We start from the raw sequence: 19,991 nt of genomic DNA on the forward strand, positions 1-19,991 counted from the left end.
CTATTTACTCTCCTTATGTTCTTTCTTATCTTCGGAGATCAATTTATAGGACATAGGTATTTTTTGTATAATTTCTCCAGTAAGTGCACTAACTACAGGATTAGAAATCTTAGACCCTACATATGTAGCGCCACTGGGCAATGCTGCATAACTTAACCCATCTCCTCCATTCGCAATCCCTGTCGCCATACCAACACCAGACAAAGTAAAATTAAATATAATGTTATTTATCTTTCTTATCATTCAATTCATAAATATCCCATAACCAAGAAAAGATAATTGCAATAACTGAAAATTTCAAAGATAGAATGAGTGTTTCATAATATGCATCTATAACAAAATCTAAATTATCAAATGAATAGTACCTAAAAATATTAACTGTGCAGCCTATGAATCCAAAACATAAAATAGCTATTATTGTATAAACTGCTTTCTTCATTTTTCCTCCTTATTTTCAATCTTTATAATATTTGGGAGCTTTTGTATTGTTTCACCAACCATGATAGATAAAAGAGGATTAGGTATTTTTGATCCCACATATGTTGCTCCACCAGATAAAGCGGCATCACTTAAACCATCACCGCCATTCGCAATCCCTGTCGCCATACCAACACCAGCGTTAAATCGCATTGCTTCCGAAGTTGTTTTAAACAATGGGGAAGCACTTCCAGAAGCAACAGCCCCAGCAAATTCATAAAAGTTAAACTCTTGTCCACTGATTTTTTGTGCAGCCAAATTAGCACCTCCACTAATTGCGGCTCGAGATAAAAACGTATATGCCTTTGTCCCAGCAACTATTTCAGGTGCAAGAAGCATTGGCGCAACTTGTAATACCAATTCCCGACTAATATAAATCGCTTTTCCTGTTTTGCTTAAAACATAGTAAGTCCCTTCTGCTGTACGATAAATCGCTGGATGTTCTTTTTTAATATATTCTTGAACACCTTGCTCTGTACTTTCTTTGGCTACATTTCCTTCAGCAGCAGCTTGCAAATCAGCTGGTGGAGTCATTAAAACCTCACCAAAGAAATTATTCTCCACCGCCCGTTTCCCAATTTCACCACCTAATGCAGCGGCATTAAGGGTGCTAACCGTGTTAGTCGCTGAGCCGTTTTGTTGGGCGGTTAAGCCTGAAGCCAGGCTGCCAGCCAAGGCGCTTAAGGCGGTAACGGTTTGGCGTTCTTCGGTGCTGAGCTGGTTCGGGTTATCTTTGCCAAAGGCTTTGGTGATGGCTGGCGCGGCAAGTTCACTGGCGGAAGCGGCAACTGCACCAGCGGTGATATTGCCCTTAGCAGCCGCTGCTTCTACCGCACCCAGCACCGCGTGGGCAAGGGTGTTGGTCAGCACGTTCACCTCGCCATTGCTGTCTGTAGTGAGTTCCTTAATTTTTTCATTTAAAGTCGGCGAGGCAAGGGTCGTGGCAATCTGTGCGCCGCTTTGTCCTGCCAATATCCCACCTGCAATAGTGGTGAGGTTATCAAGGTTGCGTTTGTATTCGCCTTTCTCACTCCACTTTTCTTGTCTTTCTAACGTATTAGCAAGTGCGGTGGTTTTTTCTGCAATTTTTTGTTTATCTTGCGTTGCCTGCGGTTTGCTTTGCGCTTGCGCTAACTCTTGTTGCAAGCGGTCAGCTTCCAGCTGTGCGGCTTTCGCTTGATTGGCGGCATAAGTGGAGGATGCCGATTGCAACTGGCTTACCGCTTCTCTCACAACTTTTTGCTCTTTTAGCTGGGCTTGGGTATCCCTTGGTTTTTCCACGTGTGGATTGGCATTATCAAGTGCGGTGCTAAAATGCAAGGTTTTTGCCAACGCGGTGGCTGTGCTGTGGATAGGCTGGCTATCTTTATTTAAGGTAATCTTGCCCTCGGTAATGGTTGCCTTGGTGAGGCTGCTGTCACGATGGCTTTCATACATCGGCATACTTGGGTTAAAACCACTTGAATTTTTCTCGTCCACCCATCTGAGGTTATCGGCAGTTTGGTTGTTTGCGGGTGTCTCAACCACTTTGCCTGTGCCTTTTTCTTCATAATGCCCCTCTTGATGACTAAAGCCATAGCTTAATCCGCCACTCATTGCTTGGCTTGAGGAATGGTTTTGAAGATGCTCGACGGTCAGTTGATTAGTCGCAAGCTCACTGTTATTGGCATTTTGGCTTGCAATCGCACCGCCTTTGAGGTGAACTTGATTTGCCTCAACGTGATAGCCTCCCTCTTCCGCAAATAATCCCGATTGTTCTGTTACTTGACGATAATGTTCGCTGCCACTGTCCGCATTAAAGCCGATATTGCCACCCCACGCATTGCCAAAGCTGATACTCACACTTAAACCAGCTTGATTACTTTTACTTTTAAGGTGTTGTTCATCTTGCATACTTTCAATCTGTAACTTACCACCCACATTGGCATCAATACGGTTGGCTTTCGCCGTTGCCCCTTTGAGTGTCAGGTCATTTTGGTTATTAAAGGTTATCTGCGCACTGTCTAAATGGCTGTTGTGATACATTGTGCGTTCCGCATCCCTTTTTTGGCTGCCTCCACCCACAGTGGCATATACCCCAACGCCCGTTTGTGGTCCTGCTTGGGCAAACATCCCCACTTCAACACCCACATTTTGACCGCGCATTTTTTCTTTGCTATGGCTTTTACCTGCTTGTAATTGCGTGTCATACGCCGTCAACGTAATATGGCTATCTGCAAGGCGTTTGCCTTGTTCATCGCGGCTAGTTAAATCACTGTGCTCAAGATGAATATTACCGCGCTTTTGCTCCCCATTGGCAAGCGTTTCCCCTGTGCCTGTAGCCGTCAAGTCAATCTGTTTGGCGTTAAACACATTACCTTGACTAATTTGCGCTTGGCGTTCTTGTGATTGACGGCTATGTGCCACGCCCGTGCCTGATTCTACGCGAATTAAATAGGCTAAACCGTCTTGCTGGCTAACCGTTTTCGCAATAGTGTCTGCCACCTGATAACCTTGCGCGGCAAGGGTAACAGCATTGGCGGCATTTACACGGTCTGACGCATTTTTATTTTTCACCGTGCGCTCCACGGTTTGGATTAAATCAATAATCGGCGATTTAACACGGGTAAATTGTCCGATTTTTAAATCACTTTGACTTTGAGATTGATTGTCGGTATTTAACGCGGCATCCGCATAAATGTTTTGGGCAGTGATTCGTAGCTTATCTTTAGCTAGCACCGCACTGCTGGTTTGGTGATAATCCTTACCTGCGTCAATCTCAACATTGCCTTGCAAACTCAGGATACGGCTGCCTGTGTGCGTGGTATTGTCGCCTGCTTGATTATGCCGTTCACGGTGATAACCAAAAAATCGCTCTGTATCCGAGGTGGCGACTTCACCAACTGAATGGCTCATTGCTTTTTGGCTTTGGTTATAAAGGGTTTTCGCCGTATCTAATACCACATTGCCTTTGGCTGTAAGGTGGGTATTGCCCTCATTAATCAGCGTTAAGCCTTTGCCTGTAATATCGCCACCTTGCGCAATAACACGGGTCTCTGCCCCTGTGGTTATTAACGTCCCTCGCTCTTCTCGGCGGGTTTGATTGCCATCTTCATGGCTAACGCCCATCCCAGCAATATATTTATTTAAGCCATTTAACTCAAAGCCTTTCGCACGCTTTTCTGCATTTTGCGAATAAATGTCTGTTGCCACATCAAAATTCACTGAACCACTGGCAATAAATTCCGCTCCTTTTTCTGCATTAATTTGACTGCCTTGCGTGGTGATATCCCCTGCGCTCGCAATAACCTGCAACTTGCCTTCTGTATTAATGGACGCGCTTTTCGCTAATTTTTGATACGTATTTTTATATGCCTCATTTTGTTGATGTTTGAGATAAGGGCTTACACCACGCCCCACCATTTCAGCGGTGTCTGTAATGGATTCGGCGCGAGAAATCTCATCACCAACAAAGGTATCTGCCATACCAGAATCTTTACGGCTTTGGTATTTATTACGCCCCACGGTTAATGGGTCATAAACCATATTAATCCCCACACCTGACATTTTACGAACGTATTCTGATTCACCATAATGCTGCTCATCTGCCGCATTAAGCGCCACTTGTTTGGATTGTAGGTGAGTGTCTTTACCGCTTTGAATTTCTACCGCCGTGGCAGTCAAATGTTCCCCTGCATTAAGTATCACATCACCTTGTTGAGTTTTAATACTTGCCCCTTTTACTGTTTCATCATAGCTCGTATTCTGCTGACGCACTTTTTCTTTGTGGTAGCCCACCGCCGCAATGCCTCCCTCAAGGCTGCTTGTAATGCCTGATTTTTTGTGTTTTTCCCATTGGGTATGGGCATAAGTATCTGTAACGGCATTTGCATTCAGTTCATTACCAGCACGGGCAATGACAGATTGATCAGCATTTATTTGTGTACCTTCAAATGCTATATCGTGATTGGCACTTAGCTCAATTTGTCCAGCTGTTAAATGCGTAACTTTGTGTGTATTTGCGAGACGATGGGAATAATTCTCAGAAGCTCTTGACGACAAAACACCTCGCCGCTGAACTTTATGATATTCCTCAACTTCTCGTGCTGTGCCTACACTGCTTAGCACAATGTTATTTTCTGCCAATGCCATAAGCTTTGCCTCGCTTTCTAGCTTAGCACCTTCTGCGGTAATATCTCGCCCACTTAACAATACATTTCCTTTGCCTTTTATCGTGCTTACCACAGCATCTTGCACTTTTTCATTACGGTAATGATTGCCTTTGCCCATTTTTTCTTCAAAACCAACAGAAAGTGCGGTCAAATTTAGTCCATTTTTTGCCTTAACAATCGTATTACCTTGTCCCTCATTAATAATATCTGCCCCTTGACTCAAGATATTATTGGCATTTAAGTGCAATACCCCTTCTTTGTCTTTGACATAAAGTAAGGCTTTGCGAGCGAGGGTAGTTTCATTGCGTTTGAAATGAGATAGCCCCACTTCTGTGGTATGGGCAGTGCTTTGGTGGGTAAAATCCCCGCCTACATCAATGAATAGCCCTTGTTCGGCTTCGACTTTCCCACCAATATTCTCAACATTACCGGTGGTTTTAATGCCAACTTTTCCTCCTAGGATATTTCCTTCGTTGCGTAATGTGTCTGTGTTTAACAAGGCGATTTTTCGCCCTGCAATCGTACCAAGGTTGTTTAAATGTGAAGTGCGTAAATCAACCACATTCGCAGAGATTAATGCCCCCTCACCATTTAAATCACCTTTTTTCGCCACCACGTAAACGCGTGGTGCAATCACATCAACCTTTTTACCGCTTGGTAAGGTGACGGTTTGCGGTTCAAACCAAACAATATCCGAGGTGAGTGCAGCCACTTGATCGGCACTCAAGGCAATACCCGGGGTTAAATTAAATTGCTTAGCAAAAGAAATCCCTTTATCCATCAAGGCTTTATATTGATTTTCAAGATCTTGCTGATTATCCAAGAACATTCGTCCTGTAAGTTGGTTAATTTGATCTCGAACCATACGCTGTTCATAATAACCATCACCTAAGCGTTTCAAGATATTTTGCGGTTCACTGCGTAGAGCATTGAACATATAATCTGAGCTAAGCCATTTTTTGCGATTGGTAAATTGCGGATCGGTTTCAATTAATACCTTTTGTCCCTCTGGATTGATCCGATAAAGGCTTGAGGTTGGCAAACTGGTGTTAGCTTGAATGTGCCTAATTTCATTCTCATTTTGTTGCAGCAAGCTATGATCAGCGGCATTACCCACTTGTTGATGAGAAGTAAGTGCGACATTATTTAATGTGACATTGGCATTTTCTGCTTCTGGGATGAATGTGGTATGAGATTCCACGCTAGCTTGATTTAATGCCAGTGGGGTTTCTGTACGTCTCATATGGTCATAACGTCCCGTCCATTCTCGCTGATGATAGCGTCTAAATCCACCACGCCAACGAGAGTATGTCCATTCTTGATTGCCAATATCATCAATTTGGGTAATCCCAATTTCTTCAATATTGTTAATTGGGTTGGTGGTATCATTAGTGGTTTTAATGACTCCCGCTGCGATGATTTGACTACGATTATTTTCAACCTCACCGGAAAAACCAATATCGCCCCCACTGAGAATTTTTCCTGGGTGAGTTTCTTTCACTTTAGTTTGGCGTTCAATGCGTCGTGTTACATAAACATCCCAGAAATCTGCAAACTCTCGTCCAAGTAAACTTGCGTTATGTTTTTGGATTGCTGTATCAAGTTGTTCAAATTTTTCCGCATTCGCATTAACCCAATCAAGATAAGGTTTCATCTCGGCAGAATAAGCAATAAGCTTGGCTTCATATTCCGCCATCGCTTTACGGTATTCCACCATTTTTTCTTCATATTCTTTGAGTTCCTGCTCATACCTATTGCGATTAAAAAAATGTCTGCGTGGTTTAGTCGGCTCAACAGGCTCTTTTAACGTTGGATCAAGCCCTGATAAATCAGGCAATTCAGGGGCCGGCGTTTCTGGTGGGGTGATATTTAACGCAGCCCAAACAGGATCTTGATTGGTATAAATTGCTTGCGGAACAGGAGCGCACCCTGTACGTGTCTGCTCATTCGCACAGGCTTCTTCATTAGGAGCTGGGAGTATATAACCGGCAATACCACCATCTTTCGGACGTGATGGAATCGCTTGATTTTTATAAACCACTCTCCCTGCTCGGCTAAAAGAACGCCAACGGAGTTGATCGAAATTAATCCGTTCCCCAATTTGAGGATCATCAACAATTAAGTAATGTTCATTAACCGCTTGGTTGCTGACTTCTTCAAGGTTGGTGCGTAAGCGAGCATTCTCATTTTTCAATTGTTTTACACCAAACTGAATACCATTTCCTTCAATTAATCCGCCGCGGTTGATTAAGGTTTCGCTTAATCCTTGAGCATAATGATTGGCGTCAAGGTTTTTTCCGAAAATAATTTGTCCTTCTGATGTCAATGTGCCACCAATGCCATTAAACGCCCAATCTTGCGTAAAGGTATTTTTTGTATTTTCAATCACTGGCGCAGCAATGTCTAAACGTTGAGTAGCAGCAATCACCGCAGATTTTATCGAGCCATCCGCTTGTAATTCATCACTATTTATGATTTTGTTTGCTTGCAGTGCGGTGTGACCACCATAGATACGCCCTGTACCAATATTACTCAGGGTTTGCCCTGCTTTAATAATATTTTCTTCGCTGCCTTTAATTAGACCACGATTGGTTAAATTTTCCGAGACAGTCAGTGCGGTAGATTTTCCTTGAATTTCTGCGTGATTTTGATTATCAATATTTGCCGCTTGAATGGCGGTATTTCCCTCAGAATAAAGCCCTGCTTGATTGATGAGATTACCCAATGTTGAAAGGATGAGGCTTGAACGCCCGATAATATCGTTTTCAGCGTGAAAATCTTGTTTTAGTCGGAGAGAGGTATGGTCTGCCTCAATATCCCCATCACCAGATAAGCCATTTGCCTCAATAATTAAATTTGTCGAAGCCGAGATCACACCTTCCGCATTTTCGATTCCTGCATTTGTCCCGTTAATGGTTAAATTGCCCAGTGAGAGTATTTCGCCCTGTTGATTGTATAATTGCTGAGCGACATTTAAGGTCGTATTTTCAACACTATAAATATCTCCTTGTTGATTATTAAGATTTTGAGCATTCAGTTCAATCTTTTTCGCAATCATACCTTGTTGCGGTGTGGCGTTGTCCACTGGTTTGGTATTGGTGTTATTGAAAGATGGTGCGGTAAGGGTTAAGGTATTTTTCGCCTGAATTAACGACCCTGTTTCCGCTATTTTTTGATTTTGAATTGATGTTGTTAGGGTTAATGCCGCGTTATTCTCCGCACTCAAAATACCTGCTCGATTATCTAATTGTTGTGCGTTGATTTGTAATGAGCCTGCACTGAATAACCGCCCATATTGATTATTCAATGCTGCTGATGGTTGCTCAAGGATAAAATCCCCACCAATTAACATTAATCCCGATTGATTGTTTAAGCCTTTATTAAGCGCTAAATTCACTGCACGATCGCTTAAGCTCGCCCAATGTCCTTGCTGATTATTAATTTGTATAGCTCGCGTATCAATCCAATTCGCTTTAACATCAGCTTGCTGGGTAGAAAGCAGATCAGGCGTTCGCCATTGCAGATCGCCTGCGGCGGTGAGGGTTGCTGAATCGGCCTTAATGCCTTGCTGTTTAGCATTGATGCGAAGCGTATACCCTGCGGTTTGGCTGTGACTAATATCTACTTCACTGGCATCAATTTGCATCTTGCCCGCAGCGAGATTTTGCCCTTGCAGTGTGGTTTTTTCGCGACTGGTAATGTGAATCGAGCTGCCTTGTTCAGAAGGCGTTTCAAGGGTTCGGACTTCTTTACCATTTTGATCTGAAATCATTACTCCCGCAGCAATGACCGCCCCTTTACTTGCATTGACACGCTCAGCGTTATAGCGAATATGCCCTTTGCTCAGGGTTTCTCCTCGCTGTGTTATCGCCTTTTTCGCAGTGGCTTGAATATTACCTTGACGAGCAACCACAGTACCCATTTGTTGGATATTGGATTGGCTGTTAAAGCGAATTTCCCCTTGAAGGTTTTCAATTTTTCCTTGGTTTTCAAAATCATTGGCAGTAGTTAGGCTGATCGTTTGGTTTGCATTGAGCCTTCCCATATTAACAATCCGCCCTTGACTATCAATTTGCACTTCCCCTACAGAAGCCCCAATATGCCCTGCATTTCGCACACCAAGCCCTGTACCGTTATCCACTAATTGAATACGTTCCGCATACATTCCGCCAAGCTGCCCCACATCGACACGATATTCTTGCCCTTCATTTAAAGTGCGGTCATTTTTTTCATTATTTTTATTGCCGACATAAACGACGGCATCATTCGTACGGTTTACCTTATTCTTGCCAGTGGTAACTTTAAGTTGTTTTGCCCAAACGCCCCCATCAAGCTGCACTTTTTCAGCGATAATGTCGGTATAATCCGCTTGGCGATTATCTAACCCTTTGCCTGTTACGCTAACTTTTCCGCCTTTGACTTGGTATCCTTTTAATTCGCCATTGGCAATATCAGGCTTACCCGTTGTCAAGGTTGAACGCCCCGCATTAATCACGCCACAGCCATCACAATGAATCCCTGAAGGGTTGGCGATCACCACATCGGCTTTTTTACCTGCAACTTCAATATAACCTTTGAGATGACTAGGATTGTTGGAATTTACTTCATTAAGAATAACTTTAGCTTCCCCCGTGACTAAATTAGGGTTGCCTTGTACCCAGCCTGCAAGTTGGGTTTGCGTTGCTTTGCGCGCATTATTCAGTACAGCCCCTTTCTCGGCGACATCAAATTGAGAATAAGTATTACGCGAAACGCCTGCTTGGCTTGGCGTTTGAATATTAACTTGCGGTAAACCATTGGCTGTTTTCAAAATGGTTGCTTGTTGATTAGCCGGTGCTGATTTATCTGCACGAATTACCATTTCATTAGCAAACGCCGGGGTTGAAAAATAGACATACCCCAACGCCACCATCATACTAAATTGCACAGGTTTCATCACCCAACTAAACTGAGAACAAAGTGCGGTGAGATTTTGCGATGTTTTTTCAGCTCCCATATTTTCGCTTGTCGCTTTTCCCTGTGTTCTAGCTAACTCTGATACGACAATAAGCTGATTAAGCGTTTTGCTAAAAATAACGCGATAAGATTGTTTATTCATTCTTGTTTCCTTTGATTCCTTATTGCAAGTATGGATGATTTCGCCTTATTTTCATCCATATTCCTCTTAGTTTACTCGCAGTACTTACTTATTTAAAAACGGTAATTTAAAGTAAAACCTGTTGTTAAGTGGCTGGTTCTGAACCCTTCAGGTTTTCTAATGGGGATGCCAATAAAATAATCATAGTTTAATCCCCATAAACGACCTCGTAAACCCAGTACACCGCCAGTGAGGCTATCTCCCAGTTGCAGTTCTTCTTGGGAGGATCTAACAATACCTCGATCAATACCGAGATATAATTCTTGTCCTTTATTGGCAATGTTCCAAGCAAGTTCATTACGCCATACCCAACCACGCTCGCCAGAAAGAGATAACTCACCATCAAATCCTCGTACAGTATAACGCCCACCAATGCTTAATTTATCCTGTTGAACCAGTGGTGTTTGATTCCATTGAGCATTCCAATGGGTATTGAAGCGAAAAGGTTGAGAACCTAAGGTAAAGGGGTAATTTAGGTCAATAGAGGCGGTGATGATCTGCATTCTGGAGGTGCCTTCATCAAATTTTTCCTCAGGCGCTGGCAAGGCACGATTAGCGCCTGTACCGCGTTTATAATTAGCCGAAAGTTGTAATGTTGCATTACCGATATAATGTGTGTGATTAATGCCCATTTCCCAACCTGCGGTACGGCGGCGTTGTACCTGTATTTCTGTATCGTTAATATAGTTGGAGGATTGTCTTGTCCATAACGAAACATTGAGATAAGTTTTAGAATCGCTATTGCGCCATAGCAAACGACTTAAATTAGCGTGTATTTGACGGCTTTCCCCCGAATATTCATAAGATTCAAAAGCCCCAGCAATAGTTTGATGATATTGGTATCTTGAGCCAGAAAGGCTGAGCAAATAATTTTTCCACGGAATCGAGTAATAAAGACTGTAATTTTTACTACCATAATCTCCTTCCACATCATCACTATGGCGCTTAAAACTTTTTGTTGCACTGAAATAAAACATATCATTCAGTGTGGTCACATTATCCCAAGAAAAGGTGGCGGAACCCTGTAAACGCCCTGTGGCTTTTGTCCCTGAATCGTCTACCCCTAAGGTAAAATGAAAAGGGAATTTTTGTTTATAGGCAATGATAATATCCGATTCACCGATATTTTCTGTCGCTTGTAATTCAATATTCGCATCAGCACTTGGCACACGTTTGAAGTTTTCTAATCCCTGTTCAATATCTCGCACATTCAAAATATCCCCTTGTTTTATTGGCATCGCAAACCAAAGCGTACCTCTCGTAGCAAAGGGAATTGCACTTTGATCTTGTAGCTGGATATGTCCTACTTTACCCGGTATGAGGGTAAGAATTAACATCTCAGAACGCAAATCTTGTGGCTCAACAACTACTCGAGTAGTAATATAGCCAAAATCAATTAAGCGATTTTGAATACGGCGTAAAAGTGTATTAATCCCTTGTGAGCCAATGCAAGCAGGTAGGGAAAAATCCCCCTCTGTATAAATCGCATTTAATGCCCAAGAAAATTGACTTGGTTGAATAAATTCAGGGTTTTCTTCGTTAGCGTTAATATCAGTTAGCACAATTTGCTTGATAGGAAAACATTGCGCTTCACTCTGTGGAAAACCTTGTTTTTCAATTCTGTCGCTTTGTAAACGAATATGAGGCGGCTGAATTTGTTGAGACTGAATTGCGGAATTAAGGTTATTTTGTTGCTGTTGTTGCGTTGCATTAATTTGTTTTTCCTCAGGTGTTTCCACACGTTCCGTGACAGCCCTGCAAAGTAGAGGAAAAAAACAATAAGTCGCTAAAAAAGTAAAATAAAAGAATCTAAACATCAGTTTTTATATAGAAAAGCTAAATGGAATAATTGTAAGCCTAGCCAATAGCAAACGTTTTTGCAAGGTAAAATACGAAATTAACTACGTCTGTTACTTTAGTAGTAGCAATATATGAAATAAGCCCTCAATAATAAAGAAAAGCCTCATTTCACAACAATGTTATACACATAGTACAACTTCTTTTTTGCTAATTTCTCCGCACTTCTTTTAAGGCGTAGCAAAAATGTGATCTATCTCACAAAAATCTTCAAAACAGCGCAAAACTAAGAAATTTTCCCAATTCATCTAAGCGCTCATCTCAAGGCAGAAAAGCAAAATCTTATTAAAATTTAACCGCACTTTTTTACTTTATATTGAGGAAATTATGTTCAAATTTTTACAACAGGTACGAAAACCTGTACTCGATCTTCCCGTGGAAGAACGCCGCAAAATGTGGTTTAAACCCTTTATGCAATCTTATTTGGTTGTCTTTATTGGCTATATGGCAATGTATTTGATTCGTAAGAATTTTAACGTTGCACAAAATGATATGATCGAAACCTACGGACTAACTAAAACTGAACTCGGTATGATTGGGTTAGGTTTTTCTGTGGCATACGGGATTGGGAAAACCCTTGTTTCTTATTATGCGGACGGCAAAAATACAAAACAGTTTGTTCCTTTTATGCTCATTCTTTCTGCGCTTTGTATGATCGGCTTTAGTGCGAGTATGGGCGGGGGTAGTGTCGCATTATTTTTAATGGTTGCATTTTATGCACTCAGTGGCTTCTTCCAAAGTACAGGTGGCTCTTCAAGTTATTCCACCATTACCAAATGGACTCCGCGTAAAAAACGTGGCTCTTTCCTTGGTTTTTGGAATTTATCGCATAACGTAGGGGGCGCTGCTGCCGCTGGGGTGGCATTATTTGGGGCGAATGTGCTATTTGACGGACACGTTATCGGAATGTTTATTTTCCCTTCTATGATTGCGTTGATCGTCGGCTTTGTAGGGTTACGCTATGGTTCAGATTCCCCTGAAGCTTATGGACTAGGTACAGCAGAAGAATTATTTGGCGAAGAAATCAGTGAAGAAGATCGTGATGCCGAAGCGCAACAGCTCACTAAATGGCAAATTTTCGTGCGTTATATCTTAAAAAATAAGGTGATTTGGTTACTTTGCTTTGCCAATATTTTCCTTTACATCGTACGCATTGGTATCGATCAATGGTCGCCTGTTTATGCCTACCAAGAATTAGGGTTCTCAAAAGATGCCGCCATTTCTGGTTTTGCCCTATTTGAAGTGGGGGCATTAGTCGGCACATTTTTATGGGGATATTTATCTGATTTAGCTAATGGAAGACGTGGATTAACTGCTTGTATTGCATTGATTTTAATTGTCTTTACCCTTGAGTTTTATCAATTTGCAACCAACGAGTATATGTACTTAATCTCATTATTCGTACTTGGTTTCTTGGTATTTGGACCACAATTATTGATCGGCGTTGCAGCGGTCGGCTTTGTGCCGAAAAAAGCGATTGCGGTTGCGGATGGAGTTAAAGGTACCTTTGCTTATCTGATTGGCGATAGCTTTGCAAAACTCGGTTTGGGTATGATCGCAGATGGTACCCCTATCTTTGGTTTAACCGGCTGGGCTGGAACCTTTGCCGCGTTAAATACCTCTGCAATTGTATGTATGGTATTGCTTGCTTTTGTAGCAATTGCAGAAGAGAAGAAAATTCGTCGCTTGAAAAAATAGCATAATTTTTCACCGCACTTTCTCTTTTCACAACAATATTAATTATGCAGTGTAATTTTCACTGCATAATTTTTTTATTGGAGTACAATGCTCCCACTTTGCTTAATACCTTATGGCTAGGATACAAAATGATTAATATCGTGTTAGTTGATGATCATCTCGTGGTGCGTTCAGGCTTCTCGCAATTGCTTTCTTTAGAACCAGATATGCGTATCGTCGGTGAATTTGGTTCAGCAAAAGAAACCCGTCAAAATTTACCACGCCTCAAACCTGATGTGTGCATTATGGATATTTCTATGCCTGATGAAAGCGGATTAGAATTATTAGCTGATATTCCACAAGGCATTCACTGCATTATGCTCAGCGTCAATGATTCAGAATTTATTGTTAAAAAAGCCCTTGAATTAGGTGCAAAAGGCTATTTAAGCAAGCGTTGTAGCCCAGACGAATTAATCCAAGCGGTACGCACCGTTTATGCTGGAGGGGTATATTTAATGCCAGAATTAACCTTGAAACTGGTCTCTACGCCAACTCAGCATCCTCTGGCACACTTGACCAAACGGGAACAACAAGTCTGTGAATTACTTGCCGAGGGGCGTAATGTAAAAGACATTGCGATCCATTTATCCCTGAGTATAAAAACAGTTCACGTTCATCGTGCCAATGCGATGAGTAAATTAAATGTTAAAAATAATGTTGAATTAGCCAATTTATTCCGTAGTAAAGGATAAAATGAATACCCTTTTCTCTTTTATATATAGCTGGTTTTTTGTTGCCCCAGCCTATTTTTGCTTATGGATTATTTCTAATTATTTATTAGATGATCCACTGCTCTCTTTTTTATTTTTTCCTTTTGCGTTACGCATTGGTATTCTCATTCACACACAACTAAAATATTGGATTGCTATTTATCTTGCTGAATATAGCATTTTACTCTTACTCTCTATTGCTTTTCCTGCCAATAATTATGTTTCTATTGTCTTACTAGGGTTATTGAATATACCTATCTTGTTTATATTTAAGAAATACTATTTTGGAAGTCAATTACGCTGTTTATTATTACAAGGTTTATTAATTACATTACTCAGCCTAATCAACGCACTCTACTTTATGAGTACAGCACATTTTTATTTCACCTTTCTTGTCAGTTTCTCAAGTGCGGTGCTAATTATTCCAATTTGTTATTTAATTTATTATTTTCTTTTTGAAATAAAATGGTTACCTTTAACCTCAAGCCTTATCCGAAAACCCATCAGTTTAAGATCGAAACCTATTATTATTTATTTGTTATTATTCCTCTTAAATATTTATATCCAGACTGATTTACCTGAATCTTTTAATCGTTTTTCACTCTTTTTCTTAGCCATCCCCATTATTTTGCTGGCTTTTCGTTATGGCTGGCAAGGCGCTTTGCTAGGGATCTTATTAAATAGTTTGGCACTGATTAGTACAACTCACCATTTTTCTAACGTAGAATTAACGGATTTATTGCTCACCCTTTCTGCCCAAACTATTACAGGCATTTTCCTTGGCTTAGGCATTCAACATCAACGAGATTTAAATCAGCATTTAAGCCAAGAATTGCTGAGAAACCAATATTTAACCCAGCAATTAATTCATCGTGAAGAAGAAATTAGGAAGGAAATCTCACGAGAATTACACGATGAAATTGGACAAAATATCACGGCTATTAGAACACAAGCCAGTATTTTAAAACGGATAGGAAAAACACCAGAATACGAAAAACTCTCACAGATTATTGAGCAATTATCCTTAAATATTTACGATAGTATTAAAGGGCTTATTAATAAAATCCGTCCACGTATTTTAGATGACCTCAACTTACAAGAAGCCTTACAAAATCTTTTTATTGAATTAGATTTTGCAAGCCAAAATACACATATTTATTTGCATTGTCATAATCCGAAAAATCGCGTGCTTTCTCATTTACTTGAAATTACGTTATATCGTTTATGCCAAGAAGCATTAAATAATATAAAAAAATATGCGGGTGCAACAAAAATCACTATTAATGTGAACATTGATGAAAAAATCACATTACATATTCAAGACAACGGCATTGGTTTTGATTTATCTAAAATCAACCACAGTGGATTAGGTATAAAAGGAATGAAAGAACGTGTTGCAATGTTAGGCGGAAAATTTGAGATTCATTCTGTAAAATGGACAAAACACCAGCAAAGTGGCACAAGTATTTTTGTAGAATTACCTTGGATTAACTAATGAATAAAGAAACACCGCAACAAATCAACCAACGTTACCAATATTGGCGCATTCATTTAATGTTTGTGATGTATATTGGCTATGCCGGTTTTTATTTTACTCGAAAAAGTTTTAACTATGCTGTTCCTGCATTGATTTCTGATTTAGGCATTGATAAAAATGATATTGGAATGATGACCACCGCCTTTTATATTACTTATGGCATTTCTAAATTTTTATCTGGTATGTTTTCTGATCGCACTAATCCACGCTATTTTATGGCAATTGGTCTCTTTTTTAGTGGGGTTATAAATATCTTTTTTGGATTATCAAGTTCACTCTTCGTTTTTATGAGCTTATGGATTCTCAATGCGTGGTTTCAAGGCTGGGGGTGGCCTGCTTGTTCTAAATTGCTCACCACTTGGTATTCTCGTACAGAACGGGGCGCTTGGTGGTCGGTATGGAACACTGCACACAATGTGGGTGGCGCATTAATCCCTTTAATTATTGGCTATGTTACTTTGCATTATAGTTGGCGTTATGGATTCATTATTGCTGGGATCATCACGCTTTTTATTGCCCTATTCCTTGCCCTGCGGTTACGAGGTAGCCCTGAATCTCTTGGATTACCGAGCATTGGGCAATGGCGAAAGGATCAATTAGAATTAATTCAAGAGCAAGAAGGAAAAGATCTTTGCTGGCAACAAATATTATATCGCTACGTTTTGTTAAATAAATATATTTGGCTTTTGGCACTCAGTTATACCCTCGTCTATATTGTCAGAACAGCCATTAACGACTGGGGAAATATTTATTTAACTGAAAAATATCATTATGATTTGGTGTCTGCCAACAGTGTTATTTCGCTATTTGAAATTGGCGGTATTTTGGGTTCGTTAGTTGCTGGTTGGGGATCTGATAAATTATTTTCTAGCAATCGTGGTCCTATGGCACTGTTATTTGCGATTGGTATTTTCTTTTCTATTTTAGCATTGTGGTTAATGGTGCAAGAAAAGTTTATTTTGCAAAGTGCGGTGTTTTTTTCTATCGGATTTTTTGTATTTGGTCCACAAATGCTGATTGGAATGGCTGCGGCGGAATGTTCCCATAAGAAACTGGCTGGCACCGCTACGGGGTTTATCGGTTTATTTGCTTATTTAGGGGCGGCATTATCAGGCTATCCTTTAGCCATTATTATGCAACATTTTCATTGGAACGGTTTTTTTGTGGTGATTTCCTGCTGCGCCTTTCTTATTGCCTTATTACTCTTGCCATTTTTAAAAGCACAGAATTAAAAAAGCCTTCGCATATAAAAATACTAAGGCTTATTACTGTTACGTCTTTCTGTTATGGCTTCAATGATGACAACTCATCAATCATCGCCACAACCATTGCGGAAGATTGCTTGGCGGCGAGAGGAAGGAATTCTTCAAAGGACATACTCGCTTCCCCATCGCCACCATCAGAAATTGCACGAACCACCACAAAAGGGACGTTGAAAGCGTGGCATACTTGGGCAATGGCGGCAGCTTCCATTTCTACCGCTGTTACATCAGCAAAATGTTGTTTAATTTGTGCGAGAGGCTCTCCGCCGTGGATAAAACTATCACCTGAACAAATTAAGCCTTTATGCACTTTTTGCCCTTGCGCAAGTGCCACTTTTTCCGCAAGTGCGGTGAGATTTTCATCAGAATTAAAACGTGCTGGGCAATTGGGTAGCTGACCTTTGACATAGCCGAATGCGGTAACGTCCACATCGTGGTGAGCTGTTTGGGTAGAAATCACCACATCGCCTACCTTTAATCCCGTTGCAACCCCACCTGCCGAGCCTGTGTTGATAATCACATCGGGATTAGCAAGTTGCAACAGCGCAGTGGTTCCCATTGCAGCTGCCACTTTTCCTATACCTGATTGCAATAAGGCAATGTTTTTGCCATTAATTGTACCTTGATAAATGGTTGCGCCACCAATTTGCGTTGTCATTTGGTTTTCCATTAGGGCAGATAAATACGCCACTTCTTGTGCCATTGCACCGACAATTCCAATTTTCATCATTGTTTCTCTTGTAATAATTTGTTAATTAAAAAATCTAACACGGCAAAGCTATAATCATCGTTATAAAGGGTGCTTGCGGTCAGCACATAACGGCCATTAATGATGGCATAAGGATAAGTAAATACCCCATATTCTTCCGTCAGTTGAATGGCATCTTTTACTTGTAAACGGACATTAACCGAATGATACAATTTAGTAAATTCTTCTGTATCAATATGTTGTTGTGCAAGCCATTTTAAGAAAGTAGGAAAATGAGCTAATTCGGTATAACGTTTTTTTTCAGAACTTTCAAACAACAATAAATCAGAAACATTCTCTGCATTCATTTGCTGTAAGGTGTAAAAAATATTTGCCGTTAAGTTCGCTTTTGTTGTAGCAACGGGAATCTCCGTGAGTACAATATGATCACGATTGATTTGGCTATATAAATTAAGAATATCCTGCGCCACAGAACAAACACGGCAATCATAATCAAAGAAAAATTGAATTAAAATCTTATGATCAGCACGAGCAGGAATCATTAATGGTTCCTGATAAGAAAAATAATCACGCCCTTCTTCAAATTGGCTGATATGTAACTTAGGCTGTTCAAGGGGTTCAGCCCAACTTATTTGGCTCACACCAAGCATCATAAAGAAAAAAAGTAGCCGCCACATTTTATACACCATCAATCTGCCAATGGCTCAATATAATCCACCAAGAGCTGAATATTACGCTGCCCACGGTATTCATTAACATCTAATTTATAGGCAAGTTTCACTTTTTTTAATGAAAGATCAGGGTAATAACGGGTATCCACGTTAAATGCAATGGCATCGAATAAAGCCCCACCATTGATTGGCTCAACCATCATTTTTAAATGCTTTTCGCCCACTAAACGCTGTTGTAAGAGGTTAAATTCACCATCAAAGACAGGCTCAGGGAAAGCTTGCCCCCAAGGCCCTGATTGCTTGAGTAGCTCTGCCGTATCTAAATTCATAAATTGTGGCTCAAGTTCGCCGTCCGTCCACACGACACCTTGCAGATCTTTCTCATCTAAACATTCCGTTACAACTTCATTAAATAGTCGTTGGAAATCACTAAATTTTTCTTCTTGAATGCTCAGCCCTGCTGCCATTGCGTGTCCGCCAAATTTGATAATCATATCTGGATGGCGAGAATGTAAGCGTTCCAATAAATCGCGAATATGCAATCCTTCAATAGAACGCGCTGAGCCTTTAAGAATGCCTTCCTGATCTTGGGCAAAAGCAATCACGGGGCGATGAAACTGATCTTTTAGTCTTGACGCTAAAATGCCCAGCACACCTTGATGCCAATCTGCTTGATAAAGTACGATACCTGTTGGCAATGGCGGAGTAAGTGCGGTCAATTTTCGGCAAATTTCTAGCGCCTCTAATTTCATTCCTTGTTCAATTTCTTTACGTGTTTGGTTAAGTCCGTCTAACTCTAATGCCAATGCCCGTGCAGAAGGCATATCTTGTGCTAAAAGTAATTCGACCCCGACTGACATATTATCTAACCGACCCGCTGCATTTAAACGAGGCGCGATAGCAAAGCCTAAATCTGATGCACTAAATCGGCTCATATCACGATTAGCCACTTCTGCTAAGGCTTGGATACCGTAGCGACAACGTCCTGCACGAATACGTTGCAAGCCTTGATAAGCGAGAATACGATTATTTTGATCTAATGGCACCACATCGGCAATGGTGCCAAGTGCCACCAAATCAAGCAACTCAGTAAAATTGGGTTGGCTTTTGTTATCAAATCTGCCTTGTTCACGTAACTTAGCACGCAACGCCAACATCACATAAAAAGCAACCCCAACGCCTGCTAAAGATTTAGACGGGAAATCGCATTGTGATAGATTGGGATTTACAATGGCATCAGCTTCCGGCAAGGTTTCGCTAGGTAAATGGTGATCGGTTACCACCACTTGTACACCCTGTGCTTTTAAAAAGGCAACGCCTTCAAAGGAAGAAATGCCATTATCTACGGTGATAAGCACCTCTACCTGTTTTTCCAAGGCTAATTTCGCTACCTCAACACTTAAGCCATAACCTTGTTCAAAACGGTTCGGCACAAGATAATCTACTTGCTGAAAGCCAAGCTGATGTAACGCCACAACGGTTAATGCTGTACTGGTTGCACCATCCGCATCAAAATCCCCAACGATGACCACCTTTTTTTGCGCTTCACGTGCCTGTGCCAACACATCTACCGCGTGTTGCATACCAAATAACCTATGGGGAGAAAGCATTGAATTTAAAGTGCGGTCTAATTGTTGCGAATTTTTTATTTGACGCGCACGATAAAGGCGATCAAGCAAAGGATGATCGCTAATAGGCTGTTCTGAGCTAATAGGACGGCGTTGGATTGTTTTGTTCATATCA

The 19,991-nt window shown here is 40.9% G+C and carries 11 protein-coding genes; 4 read left to right on the top strand and 7 right to left on the bottom strand.

What is annotated here, in order from left to right:
- From L4F93_RS00550 to L4F93_RS00565, 4 genes are all read right to left on the bottom strand, one after another.
- Positions 1-189 carry a hypothetical protein gene (locus L4F93_RS00550; RefSeq protein ID WP_250350621.1) on the bottom strand — a complete coding sequence of 63 codons (189 nt, stop codon included), beginning with the start codon at positions 187-189 and terminating at the stop codon, positions 1-3.
- 34 nt (positions 190-223) lie between these two features.
- On the bottom strand, positions 224-439 hold the full coding sequence (locus tag L4F93_RS00555) for a hypothetical protein (RefSeq protein WP_250350622.1): 216 nt from the start codon (positions 437-439) through the stop codon (positions 224-226).
- Positions 436-9,726 carry a two-partner secretion domain-containing protein gene (locus L4F93_RS00560; RefSeq protein WP_250350623.1) on the bottom strand — a complete coding sequence of 3,097 codons (9,291 nt, stop codon included), beginning with the start codon at positions 9,724-9,726 and terminating at the stop codon, positions 436-438. Before L4F93_RS00560 ends, L4F93_RS00555 begins: the two co-directional genes overlap by 4 nt.
- 92 nt (positions 9,727-9,818) lie before the next feature.
- Positions 9,819-11,582 (bottom strand): ShlB/FhaC/HecB family hemolysin secretion/activation protein, encoded by a 1,764-nt coding sequence (locus tag L4F93_RS00565; protein ID WP_250350624.1) that lies wholly within the window; start codon positions 11,580-11,582, stop codon positions 9,819-9,821.
- 367 nt (positions 11,583-11,949) lie between these two features.
- On the opposite strand from L4F93_RS00565, the gene uhpT reads away from it, so the two are divergent.
- From uhpT to uhpC, 4 genes are all read left to right on the top strand, one after another.
- Positions 11,950-13,320 carry a hexose-6-phosphate:phosphate antiporter gene (gene uhpT, locus L4F93_RS00570; protein ID WP_250350625.1) on the top strand — a complete coding sequence of 457 codons (1,371 nt, stop codon included), beginning with the start codon at positions 11,950-11,952 and terminating at the stop codon, positions 13,318-13,320.
- A gap of 128 nt (positions 13,321-13,448) precedes the next feature.
- Positions 13,449-14,051, top strand: a complete 603-nt coding sequence (gene uhpA, locus L4F93_RS00575; RefSeq protein WP_250350626.1) for a transcriptional regulator UhpA — start codon at positions 13,449-13,451, stop codon at positions 14,049-14,051.
- A 1-nt stretch (position 14,052) separates the two neighbouring features.
- On the top strand, positions 14,053-15,564 hold the full coding sequence (gene uhpB / locus L4F93_RS00580; RefSeq protein ID WP_250350627.1) for a signal transduction histidine-protein kinase/phosphatase UhpB: 1,512 nt from the start codon (positions 14,053-14,055) through the stop codon (positions 15,562-15,564).
- Complete coding sequence (uhpC, locus tag L4F93_RS00585; protein WP_250350628.1) at positions 15,564-16,838, top strand: MFS transporter family glucose-6-phosphate receptor UhpC; 1,275 nt, start codon at positions 15,564-15,566, stop codon at positions 16,836-16,838. The genes uhpB and uhpC overlap by 1 nt, the downstream gene beginning before the upstream one ends.
- 52 nt (positions 16,839-16,890) lie before the next feature.
- Here the strand turns inward: uhpC and L4F93_RS00590 are convergent, their stop codons facing one another.
- From L4F93_RS00590 to recJ, 3 genes are read right to left on the bottom strand one after another with little or no spacing between them, the layout of a single operon-like run.
- Complete coding sequence (locus tag L4F93_RS00590) at positions 16,891-17,595, bottom strand: 5'-methylthioadenosine/adenosylhomocysteine nucleosidase (protein ID WP_250351713.1); 705 nt, start codon at positions 17,593-17,595, stop codon at positions 16,891-16,893.
- Positions 17,595-18,254, bottom strand: coding sequence for a thiol:disulfide interchange protein DsbA/DsbL (locus tag L4F93_RS00595; protein WP_250350629.1), 660 nt, complete (start codon positions 18,252-18,254; stop codon positions 17,595-17,597). Before L4F93_RS00595 ends, L4F93_RS00590 begins: the two co-directional genes overlap by 1 nt.
- Before the next feature lie 11 nt (positions 18,255-18,265).
- Complete coding sequence (gene recJ / locus L4F93_RS00600) at positions 18,266-19,987, bottom strand: single-stranded-DNA-specific exonuclease RecJ (RefSeq protein WP_250350630.1); 1,722 nt, start codon at positions 19,985-19,987, stop codon at positions 18,266-18,268.
- Positions 19,988-19,991: the final 4 nt, after the last annotated feature.

Source organism: Avibacterium sp. 20-132 (genome assembly GCF_023611925.1).
Taxonomy (GTDB): Bacteria; Pseudomonadota; Gammaproteobacteria; order Enterobacterales; family Pasteurellaceae; genus Avibacterium.